General features: G+C 33.4%; 25 protein-coding genes and 1 pseudogene. 10 read left to right on the top strand and 16 right to left on the bottom strand.

The features are described 5' to 3' along the window. Positions 1 to 135: 135 nt before the first annotated feature. Complete coding sequence (locus CAB05_RS05270) at positions 136 to 1,095, bottom strand: RelA/SpoT-related domain-containing protein (protein WP_087998791.1); 960 nt, start codon at positions 1,093 to 1,095, stop codon at positions 136 to 138. A gap of 208 nt (positions 1,096 to 1,303) precedes the next feature. Between CAB05_RS05270 and CAB05_RS05265 the strand changes: the two genes are divergently transcribed. Next, positions 1,304 to 1,678: a hypothetical protein gene (locus CAB05_RS05265; protein WP_087998790.1), complete on the top strand. Its 375-nt coding sequence runs from the start codon at positions 1,304 to 1,306 to the stop codon at positions 1,676 to 1,678. A gap of 340 nt (positions 1,679 to 2,018) precedes the next feature. Here CAB05_RS05265 and sstT read toward each other — a convergent pair whose 3' ends face one another. From sstT to CAB05_RS05250, 3 genes are all read right to left on the bottom strand, one after another. Then, positions 2,019 to 3,257, bottom strand: coding sequence for a serine/threonine transporter SstT (gene sstT / locus CAB05_RS05260; protein WP_087998789.1), 1,239 nt, complete (start codon positions 3,255 to 3,257; stop codon positions 2,019 to 2,021). A gap of 542 nt (positions 3,258 to 3,799) precedes the next feature. Then, positions 3,800 to 4,507, bottom strand: a complete 708-nt coding sequence (locus CAB05_RS05255) for a YwaF family protein (RefSeq protein WP_087998788.1) — start codon at positions 4,505 to 4,507, stop codon at positions 3,800 to 3,802. Positions 4,508 to 4,680: 173 nt separating this feature from the next. After that, positions 4,681 to 5,265 (bottom strand): vWA domain-containing protein, encoded by a 585-nt coding sequence (locus CAB05_RS05250; protein ID WP_087998787.1) that lies wholly within the window; start codon positions 5,263 to 5,265, stop codon positions 4,681 to 4,683. Between the two features lie 100 nt (positions 5,266 to 5,365). Between CAB05_RS05250 and CAB05_RS05245 the strand changes: the two genes are divergently transcribed. Continuing rightward, the gene (locus CAB05_RS05245) at positions 5,366 to 5,872 is read left to right on the top strand and encodes a hypothetical protein (RefSeq protein WP_087998786.1); all 507 of its coding nucleotides are present in this window, start codon (positions 5,366 to 5,368) and stop codon (positions 5,870 to 5,872) included. Positions 5,873 to 5,908: 36 nt separating this feature from the next. Here CAB05_RS05245 and CAB05_RS05240 read toward each other — a convergent pair whose 3' ends face one another. The 3 genes from CAB05_RS05240 to CAB05_RS05230 form a co-directional block, all read right to left on the bottom strand. Next, entirely contained in the window at positions 5,909 to 6,562 is a 654-nt protein-coding gene (locus tag CAB05_RS05240; protein ID WP_087998785.1) for a glucosaminidase domain-containing protein, read from the bottom strand. A 204-nt stretch (positions 6,563 to 6,766) separates the two neighbouring features. After that, the gene (gene ftsZ / locus CAB05_RS05235; protein WP_087998784.1) at positions 6,767 to 8,065 is read right to left on the bottom strand and encodes a cell division protein FtsZ; all 1,299 of its coding nucleotides are present in this window, start codon (positions 8,063 to 8,065) and stop codon (positions 6,767 to 6,769) included. A 518-nt stretch (positions 8,066 to 8,583) separates the two neighbouring features. Then, entirely contained in the window at positions 8,584 to 9,090 is a 507-nt protein-coding gene (locus CAB05_RS05230) for a protease inhibitor I9 family protein (protein WP_235821371.1), read from the bottom strand. A gap of 384 nt (positions 9,091 to 9,474) precedes the next feature. On the opposite strand from CAB05_RS05230, the gene CAB05_RS05225 reads away from it, so the two are divergent. From CAB05_RS05225 to CAB05_RS05210, 4 genes are all read left to right on the top strand, one after another. Then, positions 9,475 to 10,191, top strand: coding sequence for a 3-ketoacyl-ACP reductase (locus CAB05_RS05225; RefSeq protein WP_087998783.1), 717 nt, complete (start codon positions 9,475 to 9,477; stop codon positions 10,189 to 10,191). A 157-nt stretch (positions 10,192 to 10,348) separates the two neighbouring features. Beyond that, positions 10,349 to 10,549: a cold-shock protein gene (locus CAB05_RS05220; RefSeq protein WP_087998782.1), complete on the top strand. Its 201-nt coding sequence runs from the start codon at positions 10,349 to 10,351 to the stop codon at positions 10,547 to 10,549. A gap of 265 nt (positions 10,550 to 10,814) precedes the next feature. Further along, entirely contained in the window at positions 10,815 to 12,161 is a 1,347-nt protein-coding gene (gene dsdA, locus CAB05_RS05215; RefSeq protein WP_087998781.1) for a D-serine ammonia-lyase, read from the top strand. Between the two features lie 96 nt (positions 12,162 to 12,257). After that, the gene (locus CAB05_RS05210; RefSeq protein ID WP_087998780.1) at positions 12,258 to 12,836 is read left to right on the top strand and encodes a hypothetical protein; all 579 of its coding nucleotides are present in this window, start codon (positions 12,258 to 12,260) and stop codon (positions 12,834 to 12,836) included. Between the two features lie 55 nt (positions 12,837 to 12,891). On the opposite strand, the gene CAB05_RS05205 is transcribed toward CAB05_RS05210, so the two are convergent. The 4 genes from CAB05_RS05205 to CAB05_RS05195 all read right to left on the bottom strand — a co-directional run bounded on the left by CAB05_RS05205 (position 12,892) and on the right by CAB05_RS05195 (position 14,240). Then, entirely contained in the window at positions 12,892 to 13,071 is a 180-nt protein-coding gene (locus CAB05_RS05205) for a hypothetical protein (protein WP_087998779.1), read from the bottom strand. 187 nt (positions 13,072 to 13,258) lie between these two features. After that, positions 13,259 to 13,402, bottom strand: a complete 144-nt coding sequence (locus CAB05_RS22035) for a hypothetical protein (RefSeq protein WP_158093179.1) — start codon at positions 13,400 to 13,402, stop codon at positions 13,259 to 13,261. Between the two features lie 41 nt (positions 13,403 to 13,443). Next, positions 13,444 to 13,731, bottom strand: coding sequence for a hypothetical protein (locus tag CAB05_RS05200; RefSeq protein WP_087998778.1), 288 nt, complete (start codon positions 13,729 to 13,731; stop codon positions 13,444 to 13,446). Positions 13,732 to 13,817: 86 nt separating this feature from the next. Continuing rightward, on the bottom strand, positions 13,818 to 14,240 hold the full coding sequence (locus tag CAB05_RS05195; protein WP_087998777.1) for a hypothetical protein: 423 nt from the start codon (positions 14,238 to 14,240) through the stop codon (positions 13,818 to 13,820). Positions 14,241 to 14,486: 246 nt separating this feature from the next. Between CAB05_RS05195 and CAB05_RS05190 the strand changes: the two genes are divergently transcribed. Further along, on the top strand, positions 14,487 to 15,881 hold the full coding sequence (locus tag CAB05_RS05190) for a PQQ-dependent sugar dehydrogenase (RefSeq protein WP_087999533.1): 1,395 nt from the start codon (positions 14,487 to 14,489) through the stop codon (positions 15,879 to 15,881). Between the two features lie 116 nt (positions 15,882 to 15,997). Here the strand turns inward: CAB05_RS05190 and CAB05_RS05185 are convergent, their stop codons facing one another. From CAB05_RS05185 to CAB05_RS05175, 3 genes are all read right to left on the bottom strand, one after another. Beyond that, complete coding sequence (locus tag CAB05_RS05185; RefSeq protein ID WP_087998776.1) at positions 15,998 to 16,561, bottom strand: hypothetical protein; 564 nt, start codon at positions 16,559 to 16,561, stop codon at positions 15,998 to 16,000. A 390-nt stretch (positions 16,562 to 16,951) separates the two neighbouring features. Further along, positions 16,952 to 17,347, bottom strand: a complete 396-nt coding sequence (locus CAB05_RS05180) for a spore coat protein (RefSeq protein WP_087998775.1) — start codon at positions 17,345 to 17,347, stop codon at positions 16,952 to 16,954. A 195-nt stretch (positions 17,348 to 17,542) separates the two neighbouring features. Then, on the bottom strand, positions 17,543 to 18,238 hold the full coding sequence (locus tag CAB05_RS05175; RefSeq protein ID WP_087998774.1) for a Dph6-related ATP pyrophosphatase: 696 nt from the start codon (positions 18,236 to 18,238) through the stop codon (positions 17,543 to 17,545). Between the two features lie 335 nt (positions 18,239 to 18,573). On the opposite strand from CAB05_RS05175, the pseudogene CAB05_RS05170 reads away from it, so the two are divergent. Beyond that, positions 18,574 to 18,735 (top strand): annotated as a pseudogene (locus CAB05_RS05170) (DinB family protein); the annotation flags it as partial. A gap of 138 nt (positions 18,736 to 18,873) precedes the next feature. Here CAB05_RS05170 and CAB05_RS05165 read toward each other — a convergent pair. Then, a complete protein-coding gene (locus CAB05_RS05165; protein WP_087998773.1) occupies positions 18,874 to 19,464 on the bottom strand; it encodes a dienelactone hydrolase family protein in 591 nt (196 codons plus the stop codon). Positions 19,465 to 19,671: 207 nt separating this feature from the next. Beyond that, positions 19,672 to 20,574 (bottom strand): DMT family transporter, encoded by a 903-nt coding sequence (locus CAB05_RS05160; RefSeq protein ID WP_087998772.1) that lies wholly within the window; start codon positions 20,572 to 20,574, stop codon positions 19,672 to 19,674. 388 nt (positions 20,575 to 20,962) lie between these two features. Between CAB05_RS05160 and CAB05_RS05155 the strand changes: the two genes are divergently transcribed. After that, positions 20,963 to 22,429, top strand: a complete 1,467-nt coding sequence (locus CAB05_RS05155; protein ID WP_087998771.1) for a spore germination protein — start codon at positions 20,963 to 20,965, stop codon at positions 22,427 to 22,429. 280 nt (positions 22,430 to 22,709) lie between these two features. After that, the gene (locus tag CAB05_RS05150; protein ID WP_087998770.1) at positions 22,710 to 23,606 is read left to right on the top strand and encodes a LysR family transcriptional regulator; all 897 of its coding nucleotides are present in this window, start codon (positions 22,710 to 22,712) and stop codon (positions 23,604 to 23,606) included. The last annotated feature ends 111 nt before the right edge of the window (positions 23,607 to 23,717 follow it).

Raw genomic sequence — 23,717 nt, 5'->3', positions numbered from 1 at the left:
CGCACCTCCATGTAAGTAATTCAAGTTTAGTATGGTTGGAGGCTGCTATATTTATTCTATTTCTTTGTGATCTTTCTTTTAAATGGAATAAAAATAACCCCTCTTCTACATTGTAAAAGAGGGTTGTACATTATTTCAATTATCATCACAAGGCATTGTCCTCGGATTCAAATGACTCTCAATTGATCGATAATTATATAAATTACTAAAATCCTTAACTACTTGAGTCTCTTCTAATTTCATTAGCTTTTTTTCTAAAGATCCTTTTTCATCTGCACTTAGTTTTCCTTCCTCAGATAAAACAGTAATCTCTTTTAGTAACTCCTTAATTTGTTGATCTCGATTTTCTTTTTCTTGTTCTTGTTGATATATACTCATTTTCGTGTGAAGGATGGCATTTACTAATTCATCAGCACCACCGGAAATCCTATTTAAGATTAACAGCTGCTCATTTAATATTTTATTATCCAAGTCATATGGATATCTTAGCTGATGGTCGATTTCGCTCCACCCTTCTTCAAAAATCGTTCGTACTTGTATTTCTGCTAAATAGTTCACTTTTGTCATTTGCGATTTGATGACATAATGCCAAGACCTGTAACCGGCATCGTGAACTAAAAATTGAAAGTTTTCTTGATCAATATATTGTTCATTTGTTAAATCTCCAAGACGATGATAGATTGTTGCTTTTTCATGTAAGTTCCAATTCATTCGAATTGTTTGATCGATGTCTGCAGCTTGATGCTTGTATAAATGTAGGGCTCTTATTCCAATTAAATCCCCTATTTCAGACTTATAATTTGATACATTTATTTCATATGAAGGGTCGCTTTTTTTACCTTTTATTGTTTTACGAATAATCTTTTCGATTAGATGCTCAGGATATTTTATTCTCGATTTCACTGTATGAATTTGAGGATTTTTTCGAAGTATTTCTGATATAAATGAAGCGACTGTTTCAAGATTCGGTATTTCAGCTAAGTAATCCTGATATATGTCAATATAGTTGGCCCATCCTAAAGCATACTGCCCAAATTCTTGTTCATCTATTTTATATTTTTCAAAGAATCTTTTTTGATTTTCAATTAAGTCCATACATTTTCTCCTTATAAAAACGATTACATTTATCCATATACTACCATATTTTCTGTTTAAGCATACTTCATCTATGTTAACTTCTCTAATGATCTATCTTAATTCTATTAAAAAAATATAAAAATAGTCTACTCTCTATCAATCTGTCTAATCCAAACTAAAAATATTGAATATTTTATTATAGAAAGAAAAAGGAGGAATGATCTTTTTGGGAAAAAAGATTGAGATAAATGTTGAATACCACTTTCATATTGGCGACAATATCGAACAAAGAGCTGAAGGTGGTGGCCAGATTCTAAGAAATGTTGGGGCTAACGCTAACCAAGGCGGCCAAATAGCGGTCGACCATAGCTCAACTGCAAATAATAGATCACAATTTGCAGATGGCAATGGTAGAAGTGGTATTGCTGGTAGAAACAATGATGAATTAGGTGGTCAGCAAGGGATTAAGGTCCGAGATAGTAGAATCAGAGACAGTGTTTTAGAATCAACTGAACAACATAACGAAGGCGCTGAAACTCTGGAAGAAGCAGTGGAACAATTTAGATTACCAAGATTGTCCAGAATTAATAGGCAAAGATAGATATTCAACTTATTAGATATGATAAGGCCGTAAACTTTTCACAATCTAACTTGAATACCTAACATGTGGACAAGATCTGCTAGAGTATCTTAACACAAAATAATGTCTAGGTAATCCTGTATCGTTTTAATGTAATTACATTTTTAAACTTCTCTATTTTGAATTAGCAGCAGAATCATTCTATCCATGTAAAAATACCAGATTAACATGATACAGTTCATCGTATCATGTTAATTTATGATTTCCTCAAAAGTAATAGCTACATATCATTTCTTATATCCTCACCGTGCAGATTGTAAATAAAAAAGCACCCCCTACCGCCAGATAGAGGGCACCCTTCTTATGCTATTTTATTGATATTAACTTTATTCCCTTCCTTTATCTGCATCTTATATTCAGCAGTTGCAGTGAAAAGTACATCTGTTGATGAATTTAGAGCAGTTTCAAAGGAATCTTGTAAAACACCAATGATAAAGCCTACACCAACTACCTGCATGGCAACATCAGTTGGAATTCCAAATAGGCTACATGCCAGAGGAATCAGTAATAAGGAACCTCCAGCAACTCCTGAAGCTCCACAAGCACATATTGCTGACAGAACACTTAAGATGATTGCTGTAGGGATGTCTACTTGAATCCCAAGAGTATGAACCGCTGCAAGTGTCAAAACAGAAATTGTAACAGCTGCACCAGCCATATTGATGGTCGCACCTAGTGGAATTGATACAGAATATGTATCTTTATCTAATCCTAGTTTTTCACATAATTTCATATTTACTGGTATGTTTGCAGCAGAACTACGAGTAAAGAATGCTGTAATACCGCTTTCCTTTAAGCATCTAAATACTAATGGATATGGGTTCTGCCTTATAGCAATAAATACGATAATTGGATTGACAACAAGAGCCACTAGAAGCATACAACCGATCAAAACGAAAAGTAATTTTCCATAACTTAGTAAAGACTCAATTCCGTTTGTCGTGATAGACTCGATGACTAACCCCATGATTCCTAATGGTGCAAGCTTAATTACCCATGTAACCATTTTAGAAACTGCATCTGAGAAATTAGATATCATAGTTTTTGTCGTGTCAGAGGCATTCTTTAATGTCAAACCAAGAAGTATTGCCCAAGCTAGAATACCGATATAGTTTGCATTAAAAATAGCTTTTACTGGGTTATCAACGATGTTCAACAGTAAACCTTTAAGAACCTCTGTTACACCACCAGGAGCCGTTACTTCCTCAACTCCTTTTGTAAGTGTCAAACCTACAGGAAACATAAAACTTACAATTACTGCAATTAGACCGGCTAAAAAAGTTCCTAAAAGATATAGAATAATAACAGATTTCATATTTGTTTGTTGACCACTCTTATGCTGCGCGATGGCTGACATAACTAAGAACAGTACCAAAACAGGTGCAATTGCTTTTAATGCACCTACAAATAAAGAGCCTAATATGGTAACAGGTTTTGCTACCTCTGGAATTGTTATAGCCAAGATAATACCAATAATTAAACCAATAGCTATTTGTTTTACCAGACTTATTTGATTCCACTTTTTCATCATGTTATACATCGAAATTCTCCCCTTTGTGAAATTAAATCTGTTCCTACTAGTTTTTTCTCTCTGTAAAACGTTTCATTTTTCAACTAATCTATAAATTCAGATTAAAAATAGTATAATGATTTTTTAATTATTTTACAATAGATGGAAGGTCATCCGTGAACACATATTCATATTCTAGTGTCTACGTTTTTTTAGTTTGGATCCTAATGTTGATAAGGTTCATCATAGAAATTCTTCAATATTCTAAAATTCGTTTTATTCTTTAAATATATTTTTTATTTAATAAATACTGAGATAGAATTATTGGCTGGGAAAATTTATATATCTTGTTGAGATAAGACGAAGAAGAGTACTAGATATAAATCTAGTACCCTTTTTTATGAACTATGTTTTTATACTTCCTGCTTTATAAGAATACTGCAATCAAACAAATGCATGAATGAATCTTCAATATGGCTAATGACAATCGGATCAAGAAAACAGATAAAAAAAATATGAGAATATTTTATGTTCTACTGATTTCTTCCTGGTTAGTAGAATCCTAAAACAAATCATCCATTTTCTCTTTTCCTTCTTTGTAACATGCCCATAGGAATATACGTAATGATAAAAACAAAAATAGCAATGATTTCGAGATTAATATAATACATGATTCCACTGCCCAAAAATGATAATATTGTTTTTGAATCGGTTGGGCTCGCTAAATAGAAAAAGTTTGTGTCAAGCTGCTGATTCAAGAAAAAAACTGGTACGGCAATTATGTTCACACATACATAACTATATAAAATGGCTTTCTTAGGAACTCTGTAGCCTTCAAAAAGAATAAAATACAAAACTGCCAATGGAATCGCTGAATGATGTAGGAAATATTTTATGAAACGGAAATGAGGAAAATGGTAACCAATCTCAGGTGTAACCATACTTAAAATAGGAGGAAAAATACCAATAAAAAATAACAAGTTAAACACTTTATCATTCCTTTTGAGGAATAAGAATAGTGCTAAAAAAGTACTAATGGAGCAAAGTTGGATTGGAAGATTACTAACGTCCCATTGCTTTGTCACAATTAACCATAAATGCAAGGAAACCTCACTAAGGAGCAGCATACTAAAAAGTACCCATTTAATTGTTTTTTTGTATGGCTGAAGTGTCTTTCTGTAATAAATTAAAGCGAAAAAAGTTATTAAGAATAAAATGAGTGTAACAATATGGGACAATGAAAACATTTCGAAATCACGTATTTCTGTAACAGAAAACATGATGTCTCACCTCTTAATATAAATTGAAGTGCTGTTTACTATCCATTGTATTCCATCACAAATGAACTAAGACGCTAGCAGACTAGTACTACTAAAAAATATTTCATGCAAAAAGAGAGCTAAGATTCATGCTCTCAACTCTCTCTTGTTCCTCTTATATATCTAGTTTCTTATCATTTCATCCTTTTCTCAGATACAGCCTCACAAATGATATTGTACATGGAATCGACCCCTTCTTCAGAAGCTTCAAAATGATAGGCATTTTCCCTTGTAATCCCAATACTTTCTGCTTCTTTAGCTGCATCAATATTTGCTCCCATGAAAATAAATTCCCAATTGTATTTTTCTTGTTGGTGTTTAATCAGTTCTTGTACTTTACTATTAGTAAATTCGCTACTCGCATTTTCCATTCCATCTGTTGTAATAACAAAAATTACTTTTCCCGGTCTTTCGTCATCACTTGTTTTTGTCAATCTATATCCAACATCAAGTATCGTCTTTCCTACTGCGTCCAATAATGCCGTTGTACCTCTAACGAAATACTCTTCTTCAGTTAACTTTGTTTTGTTCGCATGAATACCATTCCATAAAATCTCATATTGGTCATCAAAAAGCACGGTTGTCAGAAAAGTTTCCCCTTCTAGCTTACATTGTTTTTCAATAAATGCGTTAAATCCACCGATTGTATCACTTTCAAGTCCCGCCATTGATCCACTTCTGTCTAGTAAAAAAATAATTTCTGTCTTATTACGATTCATTCTCATCATCCTCCTGTGCCTTGATGTTATAATAGTAACGAAATTCATTCATGATTTGGTCGCCTGTGAAGCGACATTTCTAGGAGGGTAAAAGATTCAAATGCTTACTAAAGAGATTTTAAAAGAATTAAAGGAGTATATTGATAACCATTTACTTCCCTTCTCATCTCATGTTTTAGAAGAATACCAATATAGTCTCCAAGAAGAACGTATCGATCTTCACTCCGTGGAATTAGAAGATTTTATAAATAATAAACGTAAACCAACACTAAGCGAATGTCTGTTTCGATTTATTGACCAAAAAAATACTAGTGATCCAGTGATCTATAAAAAGGCGGGAATTGATAGAAAACACTTTTCAAAAATCCGCTCCAATCCAAACTATCTTCCAAAGAAAAATACCATTATTGCTCTAGCATTAGCGCTTGAACTAAACGAACTTGAATTTGAAGAACTATTAAGCACTGCCGGTTACTCCTTATCAGACAGTGATACGAGCGATTTAGTCATTCAGTTCTGTTTAGAGAAAAAAATATATGATATTGATTTAGTCAATCAAGCTTTGGAATACTACAGTCTAAAGCCGTTGAATGGAATACTTAAGTAAATAAGAAAGCCCTATTCAATTATCAGAATAGGGTTTTTAATTTAGCATACTCATTTTCTCCCATGTATCTTTTCCAACATTTCCATCTTCTACCAAGCCCTTTTCTTTTTGAAAAGCTTTTACAGCAGTTAATGTATTTACTCCAAAAATTCCATCTACTTTTACGTCTAATAATCGTTGGATTTTTTCAACATTAACGCCTCTAGAACCAAACTTCAATAATGGATAAGACACAATATCATATCGAGTTAGATTATTTACTTGAATGACCTTTATCAGCTTACTTGCATAATCAGGATCAGTTGCATAACCCGCTTCTTGAATGAATTGTGCTACTATTTTATAATCCTTTTCTCCAACTACCTTTTTATATTTATTACGATCCCAGCTAACCCCGTTTTGATATAAAATTGCTAAATCATAAAGTGAATCATACCAGGAAGGATATTTTTTAAATGCTGTATCAACGTAATATTTTTCTTTTTTAGCATTGTATTCGGCAGTTCTCATTGTGACGGACTCACCCAAATAAGAACCCTTTATACCAAACAAATTCTTTCCCTTTATAGCTAGTCTACTTTTCCCCCAATTTGATTCAAGAATAGCTTGCGCAAGGATGATTGATGCTAGAATATTAAATTCTTTTTGAATGCGCTGTGCATGTGGCAGAATATCATCAATAAAAGACATAATTCATTTTCCTCCTCCTAACTATTTTTTATATTTCATCATGTAAATAAGTAAGGTTGGAAGGAATCTCTTGAATGTCTTGTGACTTATTTATGAATTTTATTTTCATTATGTGATTTTTTCTTACTAGCCCCCCGAACATAGCAAACTTATAAAATACAAAAAAACTGATTTCCAAAAATAGAAATCAGCTTTTTTATTCAATCATTGTTGTCTTTTTCGTTTACGTAAGAACGCTGGGATATATGAAGATTCTTCTGGCTGTTCTATGTAACGATCATATTCTTGTTGTTCGCTACGAGTGACGCGTTGTGGTCTTTCGTATTCTTGCACACGTTCATTACGATTTGGTTGTTCATATTGATATCTGTCATATTCTTGAACTCGTTCGTTTCGGTTGATTGGTTCATATTCATAACGATCATATTCTTGTACTTGAACCCTTTCGCTACGGTTGATTGGTTCATATTGTGGACGTTGTTCCCTTTGATATGATCTAGATACTTCCTCCGCCCTAGGCTGAGGAGCAGTTTTGATTGGTGCATCCTTTTGCTCTGTAAACCCAGTGGCAATGACAGTTACGATAATTTCATCTTTTAAGTTCTCATCAATTACCGAGCCAAAGATCATATTTAATTCCTCGTGGGAAGCAGAAGCAACGATATCTGCTGCTTCTTGTACTTCAAACAGACTTAAATTGTGACCGCCAGTTATGTTCATGATTACACCATGTGCGCCATTGATCGATGTTTCCAGTAATGGACTATTGAGCGCTTTCTTAGCCGCTTCAATCGCACGACCGTCACCTTTTGCTATACCAATTCCCATTAAGGCTGTTCCTTTATGTGACATGACCGTTTTTACATCAGCAAAATCCAGATTGATTAATCCCGGTACAGCAATTAAATCGGAAATCCCTTGAACCCCTTGGCGAAGTACATTATCCGCTTCACGGAACGCTTCTAGCATTGGTGTCTTTTTATCTACTAGCTCTAATAAGCGATCGTTCGGAATGATAATAAGCGTATCCACCGCATCTCTAAGTGCTTTTATTCCACCCTCTGCGTTTGTTGCACGCTTCTTGCCTTCAAATTTAAACGGACGAGTGACAACCCCTATAGTTAGCGCACCAAGATTGCGGGCAATTTTCGCGATTGCTGGAGCAGCACCAGTGCCTGTCCCACCGCCCATACCAGCTGTTACGAATACCATATCTGCGCCTGCTAACACTTCTTCAATTTGATCTTTACTTTCTTCTACAGCTCTTTTTCCTATTTCCGGATTTGCACCTGCTCCTAACCCTCTAGTAAGCGAAGCACCAATTTGCATTGTGATACTGGCTTTTGATTGTTTAAGTGCTTGGGCATCTGTATTAAAGGCAATAAATTCTACGCCCTCAACTCCATCTTCTATCATTCGATTCACGGCGTTGTTTCCTCCACCGCCAACACCGATGACCTTTATTTTCGCTAATTGTTCTATATTTGCATCAAATTCAAACATGATTATTCCTCCTTGTCTTTCAAATCCCAATGGTTTACGCTAACCAAAGTTTGACCGAAGAACCCCTCATATGTATCGAACCTTTTATCTTTTTATATGTATTTTTGTAGAATAGGAGACTAGCTGACATATAACTAACTTTTTGATGATCTAATTTACCAAAACTTTTAAGTACATCAAATAAATAAGAGAATGGCTTAAAAAAGCTCATGTAGATTACGCTACTAGGAGTTCATTCAAAGTTACAAAGCAAGCTCCCTACTCTAGTAAGTACTCCCCCCTTATTATAAAGTTATTTTAAAGTGTTTAGTAGAATAATTGATATTTCATTTTGTGGTGTAATTGCATGAATTTCACGAGTATCATTACGTAAAGCAATTGAAACGATAATGTTTGATACAGATTTTTAATAATTAATAAACCTTTTTAATACTCCCCTTTATTTGAGTAATATCGGTGAATATTTCTATACCAACAAGTAAAAAAATGAATTACGTCTTTTTTCTTCGTTTCCACTTTTACAATTGATTAAACGGTGCAATTGGAGGTGTTAGGTGAATTTTTCTGTTTGGATAGATTTTTTCGATAACAGTTGATTGTAATAATCTTTTTATTTCCATTGCAGGTAAATCCATTGATACACCATTAAGGACAGTCTTATACGTATGTCTAATAGAATATGGAATTTGATGATCATCAAGTAATGTCTTCAGTTCCTTCTGAAATAATTCATGACTTTCCTCAACCTGTTTTGTTGCTTCTTCCAATGTTAACTGCTTTCCCTCGGCCTCAGCTTCCAAAACAGCAATCTTTGCTGGCTTTGTTTTAAATTCAATGATAATTGAAATGAACTGATTACTAGAAAGGTCAATCGACGGATCTACATAGAAAGAAGTACTCATCGTATCTTTAACCACCTTCTCTTCATTTATCAAACCATCCTTAAAAGGAGTACGATCATTCCAATTAAAAATGCTAGAAAGTATTGTTACAAATAAAATGCATCTTCTATAATACTTCTTCATAATGAAGACAACTCCTTTTAGCATGTAATGCAGCAATCTAATTAATATTTTTACCTTAATTTTTATTACCTGATAGATTCACTCTATCTCAACCAATTCCGACAATTTTATGACTTTTAACAATACTTCACAATGATTTCATTATTATTAAAACAACAGAAATAAAGCTTGTGCTAACCTAAAAAGACATTTAAAAACTTCTTCTGGATATAACCGGTCTTATACTAATGATTAATGTACACTAAATTACAAAAAATATAAGTCGCGAACTAGTTGTAATGAAACTGCGCCCTTCTTTTAAAGCAGATGGGAGTCATTCTATTCGTAATTAGAATTTACTTTTGGTATGATTTAACAATATTTTTAATTTATAGGAGTGATGAAATGAATTCTTTAAATGGAAAAACTGCAATCATTACAGGAGCAGGTAGAGGGATTGGCCGCGCTACTGCAATCGCGTTAGCTAAAGAAGGTGTTCATTTAGGATTGATTGGCTTAAACATGCCTAATCTTGAAAAGGTAGCTGCTGAACTTTCACAATATGATGTAAATGTTTCTGCCGCAGTTGCAGATGTAACCGATCTTGAGTCAGTTACTCATGCTGTTGAACATATCAAATCCGATCTTGGTTCAATTGATATTTTAATCAATAACGCAGGTGTTGCTAAATTTGGTGGGTTTCTTGAATTAACGCCTGAGGAGTGGGAAAAAATCATCCAAGTTAACTTAATGGGTGTATATAATGTAACAAGAGCAGTACTTCCAGGTATGATTGAGCATAAAACTGGTGATATTATCAATATCGCTTCATCTGCTGGTCAAAAAGGTGCTCCGGTTACAAGTGCATATAGTGCTTCTAAATTCGCTGTTTTAGGTCTTACAGAATCGCTTATGCTTGAAGTAAGAAAGCATAATATCCGTGTAACGGCTTTAACACCTAGTACGGTAGTAACAGATTTGGCAATTGATACAAATCTTGTTAAAGGTAATGAAGAAAACGTTATGCACCCTGAAGACTTAGCTGATTTAATCGTTTCAAGTTTAAAACTTAATCGTAGAGTTTTTGTAAAATCAGCTGGGCTTTGGTCAACAAATCCTTAAGCATCTATGGCCAATGAATCATGAATTTTTCAATTCATAGATAGGTGAAGTTAAACCAATTATAGTAAAAGATTGTAGGCGATTTGCTTATCTTGACAATAACTGGTAATATAAAGATATTAATTCGTGTGCAGAGCACACAAGGAGGCTTTTTTAAATGGAACATGGTAAAGTAAAATGGTTTAATGCAGAAAAAGGTTTTGGATTTATCGAGCGCGAAAACGGAGACGATGTATTCGTACATTTCTCAGCTATTCAAACTGATGGATTCAAATCTTTAGACGAAGGCCAAGCTGTAACTTTCGAAGTTGAGCAAGGTCAACGTGGCCCACAAGCTACAAACGTTCAAAAAGCATAATTGAACCAAAAATAGTCAGAACCTTTTTAGGTTCTGACTTTGTTTTTTATTTCAAACAATTTACCTCATCTATACTCCACAATTAACTAAGTTCTTTTCCACCATAATCATCTACTTCCCCCTTTTATTTAATGAACAAACGATTACCACGCTTAACAAATTTCCATAAACAAGACATACATTAATTACTGAAAAACTAATAAAGGTGTATCCACACTCCTAAAAGAATAAAATAAATAGAAAAATTATATTGGGGGAACAACTGATGAAAGAAATTGAAATTCAAGCATTAAAAAACGAACACCCTTTACTGAACAACCTCATTTCTCTGCAAGAAGTATTTTGGGTGAATCCGAATATTGAACAATTTCAAACTGCAATCAAAAAATCCCCTCTCACTCAAGAGGATGTAAAAGATGCAGAAGTTCGCTTACAAAGATTTGCGCCATATATAAAAAAAGCCTTCCCTGAAACAGAAAAATCAGATGGGATTATTGAGTCTCCATTAGTAAAAATTCCTTCAATGAAAAAATCGTTAGAAAGAACATACGATCAACAAATATTTGGAGAATTATTACTAAAATGTGATAGCCACCTTCCTATTTCAGGATCGATTAAAGCTAGAGGTGGCATTTATGAAGTACTCAAAACTGCTGAATCATTAGCCCTTCAACATGGCATGTTAACAATTGATGAAGATTATTCGATCTTACATAGTGATAAGTTTCGTCATTTCTTTTCACAATTTTCAATCGCAGTAGGCTCAACTGGAAATCTTGGACTTAGTATTGGCATCATTAGTGCACAATTAGGGTTCAAAGTGACAGTTCATATGTCAGCCGATGCGAAGCAATGGAAAAAAGACTTACTTAGAAGTAAACAGGTTGAAGTCATTGAATATGAGGCGGATTATAGTAAAGCCGTTGAAGAAGGTAGATTACAGGCAGCAAATAATCAAACATGTCACTTTATTGATGATGAAAATTCCCATGATCTCTTTTTAGGATATGCGGTAGCCGCTTCTCGTTTAAGTAAGCAATTAGAAGCTTTACAAGTCAAAGTAGATCAAGAACATCCTTTATTTGTTTACCTTCCATGCGGAGTCGGTGGTGGTCCTGGTGGAGTCGCATTCGGATTAAAATTAATGTTCCAAGACAATGTTCACTGTTTCTTTGCTGAACCGACTCATTCACCGTGTATGCTACTTGGTTTAATGACAGGTTTACATGATCAAATTTCGGTACAGGATGTCGGCATCGATAATATCACTGCCGCCGATGGACTTGCAGTTGGCAGAGCCTCTGGTTTTGTCGGTAAAACAATCGAACCATTCTTAAGTGGGAATTATACAGTGAGTGATGAACAATTATATTTATTACTAAAAGAACTTCTTGATACAGAAAATATCTTTTTAGAACCTTCTGCTCTTGCAGGTATGATTGGGCCAGTAAAATTATGTAACGAAAATACGGACTATATACTCAAGCATAATCTAACAGAAAAAATGCAGAATGCGACTCATATTATTTGGGGAACTGGTGGCAGTATGGTTCCTAAGGAAGAAATGGAATTATATATTCAAACAGGCTCAACATTAGCAAGTCGAAATTGATTAAATAGAAAAAATCTTTTGTAAAACATTATGAAACCAATATCTCTCGTCAATACTCATAAGAAGAATATGAATATTGGAGGAGGTATAAACAATATGAATTGGTACAATGGAACTTATATTTGTGGACACCCGGGGAAAATAAAGCTGGATGATCAATTAGTCTATAATGAATTTTATGTTGAAAAGATTTTTTTGAAAAAATGTTACGATTGTAGAAATGCAGAATTTGAGAATTATAAACAGAAAAAGAATGACTATTCAATGGAAATCTCAAATGAAATGGGCTTACCTGCTTTGATTGGTAGTGAAAAACAAGTAGCCTGGGCCACGACTTTACGTGTAGATTTTATTAAACAATTAGAAGACGAAGAAAAAGAACTACTTTTATACAAAAATATAATGAGTACAGGGACTTACAAAAACCAACCACGAATGGTATCAAAAATAGCATTTGCAGAGAAATTAATTAACGAATTAAAAGTGTCGATCAGATCAGAAAAAGAGGCAAAGACCTTTATTGATATGAGAGATAAATTAGGAAATGGTATCGTAAACGGTATTCTTCACAAGAATAATTTATTTCAATGGATTTGGAAAAACGCTGTATCTGAAGAAGTAACCGAATTTGCACTCTCATTAGAATTGTGTACTAGAGAAGACTTAACTTCATAAACAATCATCAAACACAAAAAGAGAAACCTATACTTAGGTTTCTCTTTTGCTATCCTTATAATTGATTCATCGTAACCGAAAACACATAACTTTGATAACGATCGCAACCTACATAATTGTAGCGCTTACCATCCTTAGCGAATGTCTTACCATCATCTTGAAACCCTAAATCATGCAAAACATCTAGAATTGAACCCTCTTCATAGTCTTTTCCTACTTCGAATTCGATACTCAAGTGCTCACCCTCAATTATGTTTTTTTAATTAGTTTGTATCAATTCGAAATAATCTATTCACTTTTTTATGAAGGAAATTCTTGTACAACCATCTATCGCTTGTTTACGAAATGATTTCAAGTTGTTTTGCACTCTCTGTTTACTCTTTATCTAAAAGTTTTTCAAGCCGCTCTATTCTCTTTTCAAGCTAATTTATTTTCTGATCTCGCTTTTGTGCATTCCCTTTTCGAATACCTTTAATTAGAAAATAGATTACTAATATGATAATGAGCAAAAATCCAATGATTTCAAATAATGTATTTAAATATTCTAATCCGACTTCTTGTTCCAATGTACTGCCCCCAAATTTCACAATGATGTAATGATATAATTTCAGTAGTTTATAATATAGTCAATTCCCATATATAAGGGAATTAAAAATAGAATAAAGTCAGCAATGTAGCCACTTTGTTTCAAAACAAATTTTTCAATACTTCTTAATAAAATAATGATTGCTATATTAATAAAAGCAAGTCCGCAGTAAAAATAATTTACTTCATCATTTGTATAAGTAAAAATGAAATAAGCAATTATCGGTATGACTAGAAATGCTTGCATAATTACAAAGCCTTTTAATCTCCCTTTTAGAAACTGTTTACATATTTTTTTAAGAAAACTCATGTGTTTCTCCTTAGAAGTTACTTGTTGTTTGTTCTTCCTACAATCTAACTATTAAATTGCTAGGTTATTCGTTAATTTATCAAAACTTAAATTTCTTCCTGATATATTTCTAATTTTATCGCCTTCAAATTCAAAGGAATTTTAAACTCTTGAAGGTTCTCTACATGATGAAAAAAATCGTCTAGATTCACAAAATCCATTGACCATTCTTCTATCGTAATATTTCTTAGTTCAACTGTAGGATTAAATAAAAATTCACAGTGGAGTTGTTCCATATGAGAATATTCGTCTTCATCATAAACTGTAAATTGACGGACAAAATCAAAATGAAAAAGTTCTTCTCCAGTAAAATCATATACTCCACATTGAACTAGAATTTCTTTTTCCTCTTCTCCCTCAACTGGTTCCTGACAGAAATTCTTAAATGTTTCCCAAACTTTTTTTATATCATTGGTATCTTCACCAATTCGGTCTTTAAAATAACTTTCAGCCTGTTTAAACGAAATCATACTAATCCTCCAATTTTTGCTGCGTCCTTAATAATCTTCAACTAAACACCTTCGTTAATTGTATCGTAAATGATAACGAAACTTACTTCAATCTTTATATTGGACTAATCACTTACCCCTCTTCCACTTAAGTCACTTTTAATCTTTAGCTACTATAAATGCCATGTCAAAATCTTAATCGGTACTAACAGAACCGCTCTCATCATATTTTTATAGAAGAAAAAAGTTTAAGGAGGTGTATAGTTGGTGCAAAAAGTGAAGGTTCGTTTACGTCCCCTTGTCAGTAAGATTAATTTACCGACTGTATTAAAAACAACTATACTTCCAGGTGAATCGATTGAAAGATTATTTATAGCAACCCAGGTTGGAGAGATCTTTTACATAGGAAATGGAGAGATCAGGACTTTTTTAGATATTCGTCCGCTTGTCTTGAAATTAGGTGCTGATGGCGGTTATGATGAACGCGGATTGTTAGGACTAGCGTTTCATCCCAAGTTTTATCAAAACGGTCTGTTTTATCTTCATTATTCGGTAGCCGGAACTCAAGGTCCAGGTGCTCTTCATAAAACGTTTAAACCTAATCCATGTGACCCAAAAACTTTAAACCTTAAATGGGAGAATAGAGAAACTCAATATGATCATATTGATACAGTTGAGGAATGGGTTTTACAATCAAATGCTCAGCCACAAAAAAGAAGAACCTTACTGAACTTAAGAAGGCCATTTTCTAATCATAATGGCTTTAATAGCTTAAATTTTTCACCTGAAACAGGGAGACTTGTTTTAACAAACGGAGATGGTGGTTCAGGCTTTGATCCATTTAACTTAAGCCAGGACAATCTCGAAATCGCAGGTAAAATCATTGAAATTGATGTAGAACAGAATACAAACATCAATTCCCCACCTTTAGTCACACGTTTTAATGAACTGCCCACATCAATCCAACAAACACTCTCTGTAATGGTCAAAGGGGTTCGCAATATACCAGGCATTTCATTTCAGAAGGTTTATCAGCAGTATATTAAATATGCGGGTAATGTTGGTCAGAATTTGGTTGAGTCAATTTATTCATTTGTTCAATATAAACCAATACCCGTTTCTCAAATTATTCAAGCTTCATCCATGAATTCTGAACTTAATGAAGAGGGTTTTATTAACTTTGGATGGCGAGGCTGGGAAGGTGCTTTACCTACTTCCTTTATCAGCCCATGCACAGATCAACCGAAAACAGATGAGAAAACAATTGCTTTTTACAATGAATCAGTATCACTTTCAAGTAACCGACTTCAGCCCTTAACTAGTTATTTTCATAAAGATTCAAGACCTGATAAATTTGAAGGAATTGCAATAACGGGAGTCCAGCCGTATATGGGAAATGGAATCCCAGGTTTAACTGGAAGCGTTGTGTTTACAGATTTAGCCCAGAAATCTCATGGGGTTTTAGCTTATACAAAAGTAAGACCTGATGGGAAACAAAATGATTATAGTGTGATTCAAACCGAATATGATTTTGGATCTCAATCATCATTTTATGTTAGTTTAGGTACAAATCTAAATCAAACCAGTTTATATTTAGGGGTCTATGGCTCAATGAAAGTAACTGATTATAACAAAGGAACTATTTTTGAAATCATTCAATGAATAAATTAAAATGACCACGGGCGTAATTCACTCCCGTGGTTTACTTATTTTCTATGTAATAAAATCTGTATCCCATTATCCCCACTACATTCCTAAGACTCAGGTGAATTAAAAAATTAGTTGATAAAAATCATTTTTATTCTATTAAAAATAATCAAACCTATTTCAACCCACAGCCAGCTATAAAGGAAAGCAAATAAAAAGATACCTCCTGTTGTAAAAATTGAAAAGGAATCAGAAACCCCTGGACCTAACACAGGAAAGTGAAAAACAAATAATAGACTCATAATGCCTAAAAATAATAGAATTGCACCAGTTGCAATAATACTTACTCTCTTCTTAAAAAAGTAAAAAGATGAACCAATCCCTAGTCCCAACACCCCTGTTGTAAAAGGAAATACCATTAGTTCCGTCGGTTGTAGGATACATAATAATAAAATGGTCAAAATATAACACTTTATCCCAGATGAAATGGAAAACATCGAACATAATAAAATAGAAGCAGTAGCAAGTGGACTTAAAAATAATCCAATCCCTGGTAAATAGGCACCTGCAGCCTGCAAAATTGCTGCAATACAAGCAAACATAGACACTATAATGAAATTCAAAGTACTTTTATGTTTTTGAAACATTTTTTGAATTAATCGAACCTCATTAGAAATATCTCTAAAAAAATACACATTTCCACCTCATTAAAAAAACACACATTTTGATATTCACTATTTATATGAGATGAATCCATTAGAAATACTTTATTCATCAATATACTTTAGAAAAGTTAATCTAAAAAAATTCTTCAACTCTTCTGTTTTCATATACTTGTGAAGTTTTTTATTGTACTAACAATCAGAATCGTTGTTGAAGAATACTAAAATACCATCTTTTTTGTCGTTTTTGACAAAGAAGATGGTATTAAAAAGAATCTACATCAGGATAACTTTTTGAAGATCAGTGACTACCAAAAGCTTCAAAAAAGTCATAAAATCCCGCAAAAAATCATCTAATAAATTTGAAAAAATCAAAAAGGTGTTAGGACATACATACTTTGTCCAATGCTTCTCCAAATATTATTAGCCGATTTTAGCTACTAATTGTGCTAACAATTGAATTGCTGCTTGAATAACAGCTTCAAGTTGCAGTTCAGTTTGTGTTACTACAATCCCATCTGCATTTTCAATCCAAACTGCTTGTGATTGTAATTGAAGGTTTTCTAAGGATTGAGCAACCCTTTGTAATTGACTAATTCTTGGATCATCCCCAAATAGAATAATCACAGCCTCAATAGCAGCTTGTAGTGATGCTTGTACTAATACTAAACCTTGAGCTTCAGTCTGAGTAACAGCAACGTTGTGTGAATCGCGAATTACTAATCTTTGAAATTCTGCTTGAGTATTTTCTAATCTATTAAAAGTTCTTTGTCTTTCCTCTACATTATTATTAAGTGAACGAATTGGATAGAGTGCCATGTAAATCACCTCCTTAATATTTAATATAACTTATTCAAAATATTAGAAAGTAGATTGGACAGGCAACCTAGTACAAATATGGAATTTAATAGTTTAGCAAATCACACGGTATTACTGGTGGTTATGTTATTAAGCAAATAACCCACGCATTAATTGAGCTATTACACTAGTAAAACTGTTCATTTTGGTTTAATTTTAATGTTTTTCTTTAAGAATTAAGTCAGTAAAACAGAACCTAGTTTCACCTGTATATGCATCCGCTGTCAGCTTCATTTCTCCTACAAGAAATTCTATAGGCATTTTAAAAATGGGACCATCAAAAACAAAAGAGTGGTACTCACCATTTTCGCCACAAGGGTCAACCTCATCAGGAAGTTCTTCAATAAATTGATCATTTATTTCTTTACCAGAAAATTCTTCTGGCAATCTTGTTAAATCCACACAAGTAATAATCGTTTTATAGCCTAGAGACAAAAATCGATTAAGTACATTTGTCGTACCTTCTCCCCACAATGGAAAGATTGGAATTATTTCTAATGGCTTAAGCATTTCCTCACGATACTTACGTACATCTTCAAGAAATAAATCTCCAAAAGCAACATGATCAATCCCTTGCTCTTTTAACTCTGTATTTACTTGAATCATGATCTCTTGATACGTTTCGTTAGAACAATTTTCTGGAATCCATATCTTTCGGAGAGGTAGTCCGATTGATTTTGCCTGAGCTTCTAATAACTCGACCCTAACCCCATGAATACTCGTCCGATTAAACCCCTCTGTTACAGAAGCAATAAGCACAACTACTTCATACTCATCAGAGTGCAAAAGATCATGCAATGCCAATGTTGAATCTTTACCACTAAAAGATACTGCTACTTTTTTCTTAACGATGGTGATTTCCTCCTTTTTAGATATTCCTGCTATGGAAGACCTTTTCTGTTTAAATAACGTCTTGCATTAACTTAAAAATAATTGTTTAAATTGGTAATCCTTTACATATTTATCAAAAACCATTCATTCTTTTCTCATAATACATACTGCCATCCACTGTTTTTAAGCTTAAACTAAATCCCTTAGATGATAAATCTTCACCTGAATAACTATGTATCAATTTATTAAAAGTTTTTATCATACATCTTACTTTTCCTTTCAAATGAATTATATGATTAAATTCTTTGAATTTAGAAAAAGTCCTTGTACAACTTTACTGCCGTATGATTGATATCTTAGATAATGGAAAACAGGAAGCTCATAAATACGGTGAAGTGATGCGGCACGTGATCGTTCATGAAATCCACCATATTGGTCAATTATCTATATGGTCACGAGAAATTGGAAAAAAGCCAGTTACTGCAAACTTGATTGGTAGGGGTTTATTTCATATTTAATGGCCGAAGGATGGTTGTGGTTTTCTTTTGCTCTAAAATAACATTTAACATTAAAACAAAGATCCTTTCTTTTTTAGAAGGATCTTTGTTTTTCTTATTCAACTAAAGCAGGAGTAAGGATAAAACCTTGTTTCATTATCAATGTTTCTTTAAGAAATTTAACATTTTGTTTAAAGCTTTTTGGTATGATTGTTCATTGAAATTTATAGAGTATGGGTCACTAAATCCGTGTTGGCCAAAGTATTTATATATTTCTATATTCTTTATTTGTAAATTTGAAATTAACTCATCCAAACTAAAGGATTCCTCCTCTTGAGGAAAGAATAAAATTGTAGGGCACCGTGGCACTAATTGTATGTAATTCCTAATTCTCGAACCATAGTATCCAACAACCCCATCGAGACACTCTTCTTCACTACACAACCAAGCAACAGTTGCCCCAACACTAAATCCAATAATATATATTTTCTGGTATTTATTTTTAACATCATATAATAAATTCTTTATTTTACGAGTAGCATCAGAGAATCCTACATTTTCCATAAAATTGAGATAAGCAATCTCCTCTTCAGAATAATCAAATGCTTGTTCTCGTTCTAATAAGTTCGGACAGATCACATCAAAACCCTGTTGTGATAATAGATCACAAAAATTCTTTATATGTTGATTAATACCATAAATTTCGTGTATCAAAATAATCAATTTATCTGATTTTTTTATTATCTGCATTTTGATCCCCCTAAAATGTGATTCTACAATTATATAAATGTAATTATATCATTTGTCATTAAACTGATGAACGAACCAGTCAAACTACTAATGAACTATGATTTTCTCAATAAAAAAATCGACTAAACAGTCGATTTTGGTGTACAACTAACGCTTGCGTTGTTCAATAAACTCAGACATCGATAAACGAGATTAAACGGGTACTAGCTAATTCTGTTCAATCTCGTTTTTAAATGGGACTACTTGTTCCTTTGCAAATTTACGAGCTGCTATCACGCATATTACTACGACGATATTCACGGCCACAAGTAACCAACCAACTTTCTCGTGCAAAATCAAAGAGGCAAGCAATAGTCCAAAAAAAGGTTGGAGAAGCTGCAGCTGTCCAACCGCCGCTATGCCTCCCTGCGCAAGACCTCGATACCAGAACACAAAGCCAATGAGCATGCTGAATAAAGATACATAAGCAAGACTGAAGAGAGCAGGACGGCCAATGTCCTCCCACGAGCTCGGAGCTAAGTAGTACGAAAGTGGAAGCATAAGGGGAAGAGACAGAACGAGAGCCCAAGAGATCACCTGCCAGTTCCCTAGACGACGTGATAGTCTAGCACCTTCTGCATAACCGAGACCACATACGATGATGGATGCCAGCATGAAAGCATCACCGATTGGTGAAGTTTCCCCTCCGTGGATTAGGGCAAATCCTGTCACCAAGAAGCTACCTATTGCTGAAAAGATCCAAAAGGGTGGTCGGTGGCGTTCACCACCCCGAAGTACACCAAAAATTGCCGTCGAGAGTGGAAGTAGCCCAATGAAGATAATAGCATGTGCGGACGTGACATACTGAAGGGCCAACGCTGTCAGTAGCGGGAAACCAATCACAACCCCGAACGCCACTACCAATAGTGGAACAATGTCGCTTCTGACAGGTCGTTTCACCTTGAAGATTAGAAGGAGAGCTCCTGCCAATACCCCAGCTATTGCAGCACGACAGACTGTTAAAAACAACGGATCAAAATCAGCAACAGCCAAGCGCGTTGCAGGTAGCGAACCACTGAATATGAGTACTCCAAGGAAACCATTAATCCAGCCTTTAGTTACTTTATTCATAGCAATCACTCCAAACCATGTCTATTCAAACCCCTATATGAATTAAACGACTATTAACTGGATTTGATAAATAAGAACTCTGTTTTGACATATTAATAGTACTCACATTGCGAAAACAATGGAAATTAACAATTAAATTCTAATCATATTCCACGACCCTCAATTTTCATAATATGATAATCCTTGAACTTAAATGATAATTCCTTCAATGAGTCATGATTGAAATTAGTTTCAATTTAACTCTTGTTCAACTATCGCTTGCATTAGTTGAACAAGAGTTAAATAAAGGTATATTTTCATTGAAAAAGAAAGTACATTTAATTGAATATTAATCAAGTAATTTAAGATACTAAAAGAGATTGCTACAATGTTTGATTCGAGGTGATATATGAATAACGTAGTACAAGATTTAACCAAAGGCCTGAATAAAAATATAAAAAAGATAAAAGAAGCATTACATGAGTCACCTGAATTATTTGTAAGGCAGATTCAATTGGACCAAAATGGAGACAACATAGGTGCATTATTGTATATAGAAGGAATTGTTAATACGGAGCTAATTCGGCAAAGTATTATTGAACCATTACATAGTGTCCGAATCAAGGATAAAGATACATTTATGAATACGTTAGCCTGTTATTATATTCGTTCAGAAAATGTTGAGGTGGTAACATCGATTTCATCTTCTGTTGAGGGGATTATTAGTGGTAAAACACTTGTTTTAATTGATGGATTTGAAAGTGGCATACTTGTTGATACAGCTGAATGGCAACAACGTTCAGTTGAACAAAGTATAAGACAACGTAATATTCAAGGACCGTTGATTGCTTTCTCAGAACAAATGAAAGTGAACTTAAATTTACTTCGTAATTTAATTCAATCTTCTACATTTATGGTAGAAAAGAAGAAAATCGGAAGGGTCGCTAAAACAGATTTAGCGATTGTTTATTTAACTGATCGAGTTGATCAAATTGCTTTGAAAGAAGTTCAAAATAGAATTGATTCATTACAAGTTGATTATGTACTTGAGTCAAGAATAGTTGAAATAGCAATTGAAGGAACACAGAAAACATTTTTTCCGCTGTCATTTATTACAGAGTTGCCAGATGCTGTAGCTTCCGCATTGTATGAAGGAAGAATTGCTATTTTGGTGAACGGTACCCCAACTGCAACAATTGTGCCTAATTTATTCGTTCAATACTTTCAGCAGCCAAGTGACTATTATCTTAAACAATTAAAGTTAAGCGTTCGCCTTATTACAATATTAAGTTTCCTAATAACAATCTTATTACCTGGATTTTATCTTGCATTTGCAAAATTTCATGACAATTTGGTATCAAAAGAGATACATAAAAAGTTTTTTGAAGAAACAATTACTATTTTACCTTTGTGGGCTGAAGTATTTTTGCTTACCTTTTTGTTACAAATATTAGGACTTGGTTCATATAAAATTTCAAGGGAAATGATGCTAGTTGTTTCATTAATTTCTACAATTACAATCGGTACAACAGCAGTAGATGCAAAGCTAGTACACCCCCTTAGTCTCATCATAGCGGGGGTAGTTTACCTTACTAGCACTATGCTTACAACAGGGACATTACCGAGTTCCCTTCAACCTATCCGCTATATTTTTCTTTTTATAGGAAATTTTTTCGGTTTCACTGGTATGGGTATTGGGTTGTTACTATTGATTATACATATGTCTCGTTTACGTTCAGTAGGAGTTCCCTATCTAGCACCGCTCATCCCTTTTAATTTCAAAGAATTTAAAGATGTTTTTTATAGGGGAGATTTACGTAAATTAATAAATAGTCCACACAAATATCCACATGATGATAAGAATAAAAATAATTAGACAAGAAAAAACAAGTTGTTCGATGCAACTTTACCTTTAATTTAAAAAATTTATAAAATAAATTAATAAAAAAAATGAAGTATAAAGGATCTTTAAGGGTCCTCTATACTTTATTTTTCTTATACAACTACCGTATTCGATAGTTATAACTTGATTATATTCTTTCTAACTGCCACTTGATGATTTCATTTTGATATTTACTACTTTTTCCTAGAAGAATGTATACAGTTTCAATTGAAAGAAAAAAATAAGTGTGTAAACTTTTATTCGAGGAGAATTTATGAAATTTGAGCAAATGGAATATATCGTGAGTGTTGCGAACGAGAAATCTATGAATAAGGCTGCAGAAAAATTACATATTACAAGTTCAGGAATTAGTCAATCTATCTCCCAACTAGAGAATGAATTAGGAATAACTATTTTTAACCGTTCGAAAAAAGGAACAGTTCCTACAGAAGAAGGGAAGATTGTCATTAAAAGAGCTAGTGAAGTCTTGCAAATTATTTCTAAATTAAATGAAGAGCTGTTTGATTATAAAAATACTAAAAATATTCATTTAAAAGTTGTAGCTGCCCCTACTTTCGCTTCTGTACTTCAACAAGCATTGAATAGAATCCATGTGGAACATCCTAACGTAACAATTGAAATTGAGGAAAAAGCTCCACCTCTAATCATGGAAACGATTAGACACACTGAATATGATTTTTGTTTTTTTCCTCAAGATTTAGAGGTACTAGAGAGTGAAAAAAATATTAACTATGATTTAATTCGAACTGATCGTGTTCATGTTATTGTAGGAATACACTCCCCTCTATTTCATTTTGACTACGTAACACAATCTGATGTATTAAATATGGACACAGGGTGCTATTCAATCTATTCTGATTATTATTATTCTAAGTTAATTAAAAAGAATAATAATAAAATCAAGATAACTACAAACAGTATAAATATCCTTACAGAGGCTGTTAAAGAACAGAATCTATTTGTATATTCTCATGAGTCAGGAGCCAAATTACATCCGGATATTCTCAGTGGAATTATTAAATCTATACCTTACAAAGAAAATGATGATTACGTTTATAAAGATTTGTGGGTAATCTATCCAAAAAACAAAAACCTTACTAATATAAGCAAAAAATTTATTGAAATTGTTAAAGAAATAGCCACTCAATGATGGTGGCTATTAATGATTCCTTATTAGTCTACTATGTTCCATAATTTTCCGAATAAAACTCTGTGTTAGCAACGATGAATCGCAAAAAACTAGATTCACAACAGTGAATGA

The sequence above is a fragment of the Gottfriedia solisilvae genome, from assembly GCF_002128405.1.
Taxonomy (GTDB): Bacteria; Bacillota; Bacilli; order Bacillales; family Bacillaceae_G; genus Gottfriedia; species Gottfriedia solisilvae.
Note: the sequence above shows the minus strand (reverse complement) of the source record. Positions and strands in the feature narration are given on the sequence as shown.

Coding starts and splice junctions, on each gene's coding strand:
- CAB05_RS05270 (WP_087998791.1), bottom strand. CDS start 1,095: ATGGACTTAATTGAAAATCAAAAAAGATTCTTTGAAAAATATAAAATA.
- sstT (WP_087998789.1), bottom strand. CDS start 3,257: ATGTATAACATGATGAAAAAGTGGAATCAAATAAGTCTGGTAAAACAA.
- CAB05_RS05255 (WP_087998788.1), bottom strand. CDS start 4,507: ATGTTTTCTGTTACAGAAATACGTGATTTCGAAATGTTTTCATTGTCC.
- CAB05_RS05250 (WP_087998787.1), bottom strand. CDS start 5,265: ATGAATCGTAATAAGACAGAAATTATTTTTTTACTAGACAGAAGTGGA.
- CAB05_RS05245 (WP_087998786.1), top strand. CDS start 5,366: ATGCTTACTAAAGAGATTTTAAAAGAATTAAAGGAGTATATTGATAAC.
- CAB05_RS05240 (WP_087998785.1), bottom strand. CDS start 6,562: ATGTCTTTTATTGATGATATTCTGCCACATGCACAGCGCATTCAAAAA.
- ftsZ (WP_087998784.1), bottom strand. CDS start 8,065: ATGTTTGAATTTGATGCAAATATAGAACAATTAGCGAAAATAAAGGTC.
- CAB05_RS05230 (WP_235821371.1), bottom strand. CDS start 9,090: ATGAAGAAGTATTATAGAAGATGCATTTTATTTGTAACAATACTTTCT.
- CAB05_RS05225 (WP_087998783.1), top strand. CDS start 9,475: ATGAATTCTTTAAATGGAAAAACTGCAATCATTACAGGAGCAGGTAGA.
- CAB05_RS05220 (WP_087998782.1), top strand. CDS start 10,349: ATGGAACATGGTAAAGTAAAATGGTTTAATGCAGAAAAAGGTTTTGGA.
- dsdA (WP_087998781.1), top strand. CDS start 10,815: ATGAAAGAAATTGAAATTCAAGCATTAAAAAACGAACACCCTTTACTG.
- CAB05_RS05210 (WP_087998780.1), top strand. CDS start 12,258: ATGAATTGGTACAATGGAACTTATATTTGTGGACACCCGGGGAAAATA.
- CAB05_RS05200 (WP_087998778.1), bottom strand. CDS start 13,731: ATGAGTTTTCTTAAAAAAATATGTAAACAGTTTCTAAAAGGGAGATTA.
- CAB05_RS05195 (WP_087998777.1), bottom strand. CDS start 14,240: ATGATTTCGTTTAAACAGGCTGAAAGTTATTTTAAAGACCGAATTGGT.
- CAB05_RS05180 (WP_087998775.1), bottom strand. CDS start 17,347: ATGGCACTCTATCCAATTCGTTCACTTAATAATAATGTAGAGGAAAGA.
- CAB05_RS05165 (WP_087998773.1), bottom strand. CDS start 19,464: ATGCAGATAATAAAAAAATCAGATAAATTGATTATTTTGATACACGAA.
- CAB05_RS05160 (WP_087998772.1), bottom strand. CDS start 20,574: ATGAATAAAGTAACTAAAGGCTGGATTAATGGTTTCCTTGGAGTACTC.
- CAB05_RS05155 (WP_087998771.1), top strand. CDS start 20,963: ATGAATAACGTAGTACAAGATTTAACCAAAGGCCTGAATAAAAATATA.
- CAB05_RS05150 (WP_087998770.1), top strand. CDS start 22,710: ATGAAATTTGAGCAAATGGAATATATCGTGAGTGTTGCGAACGAGAAA.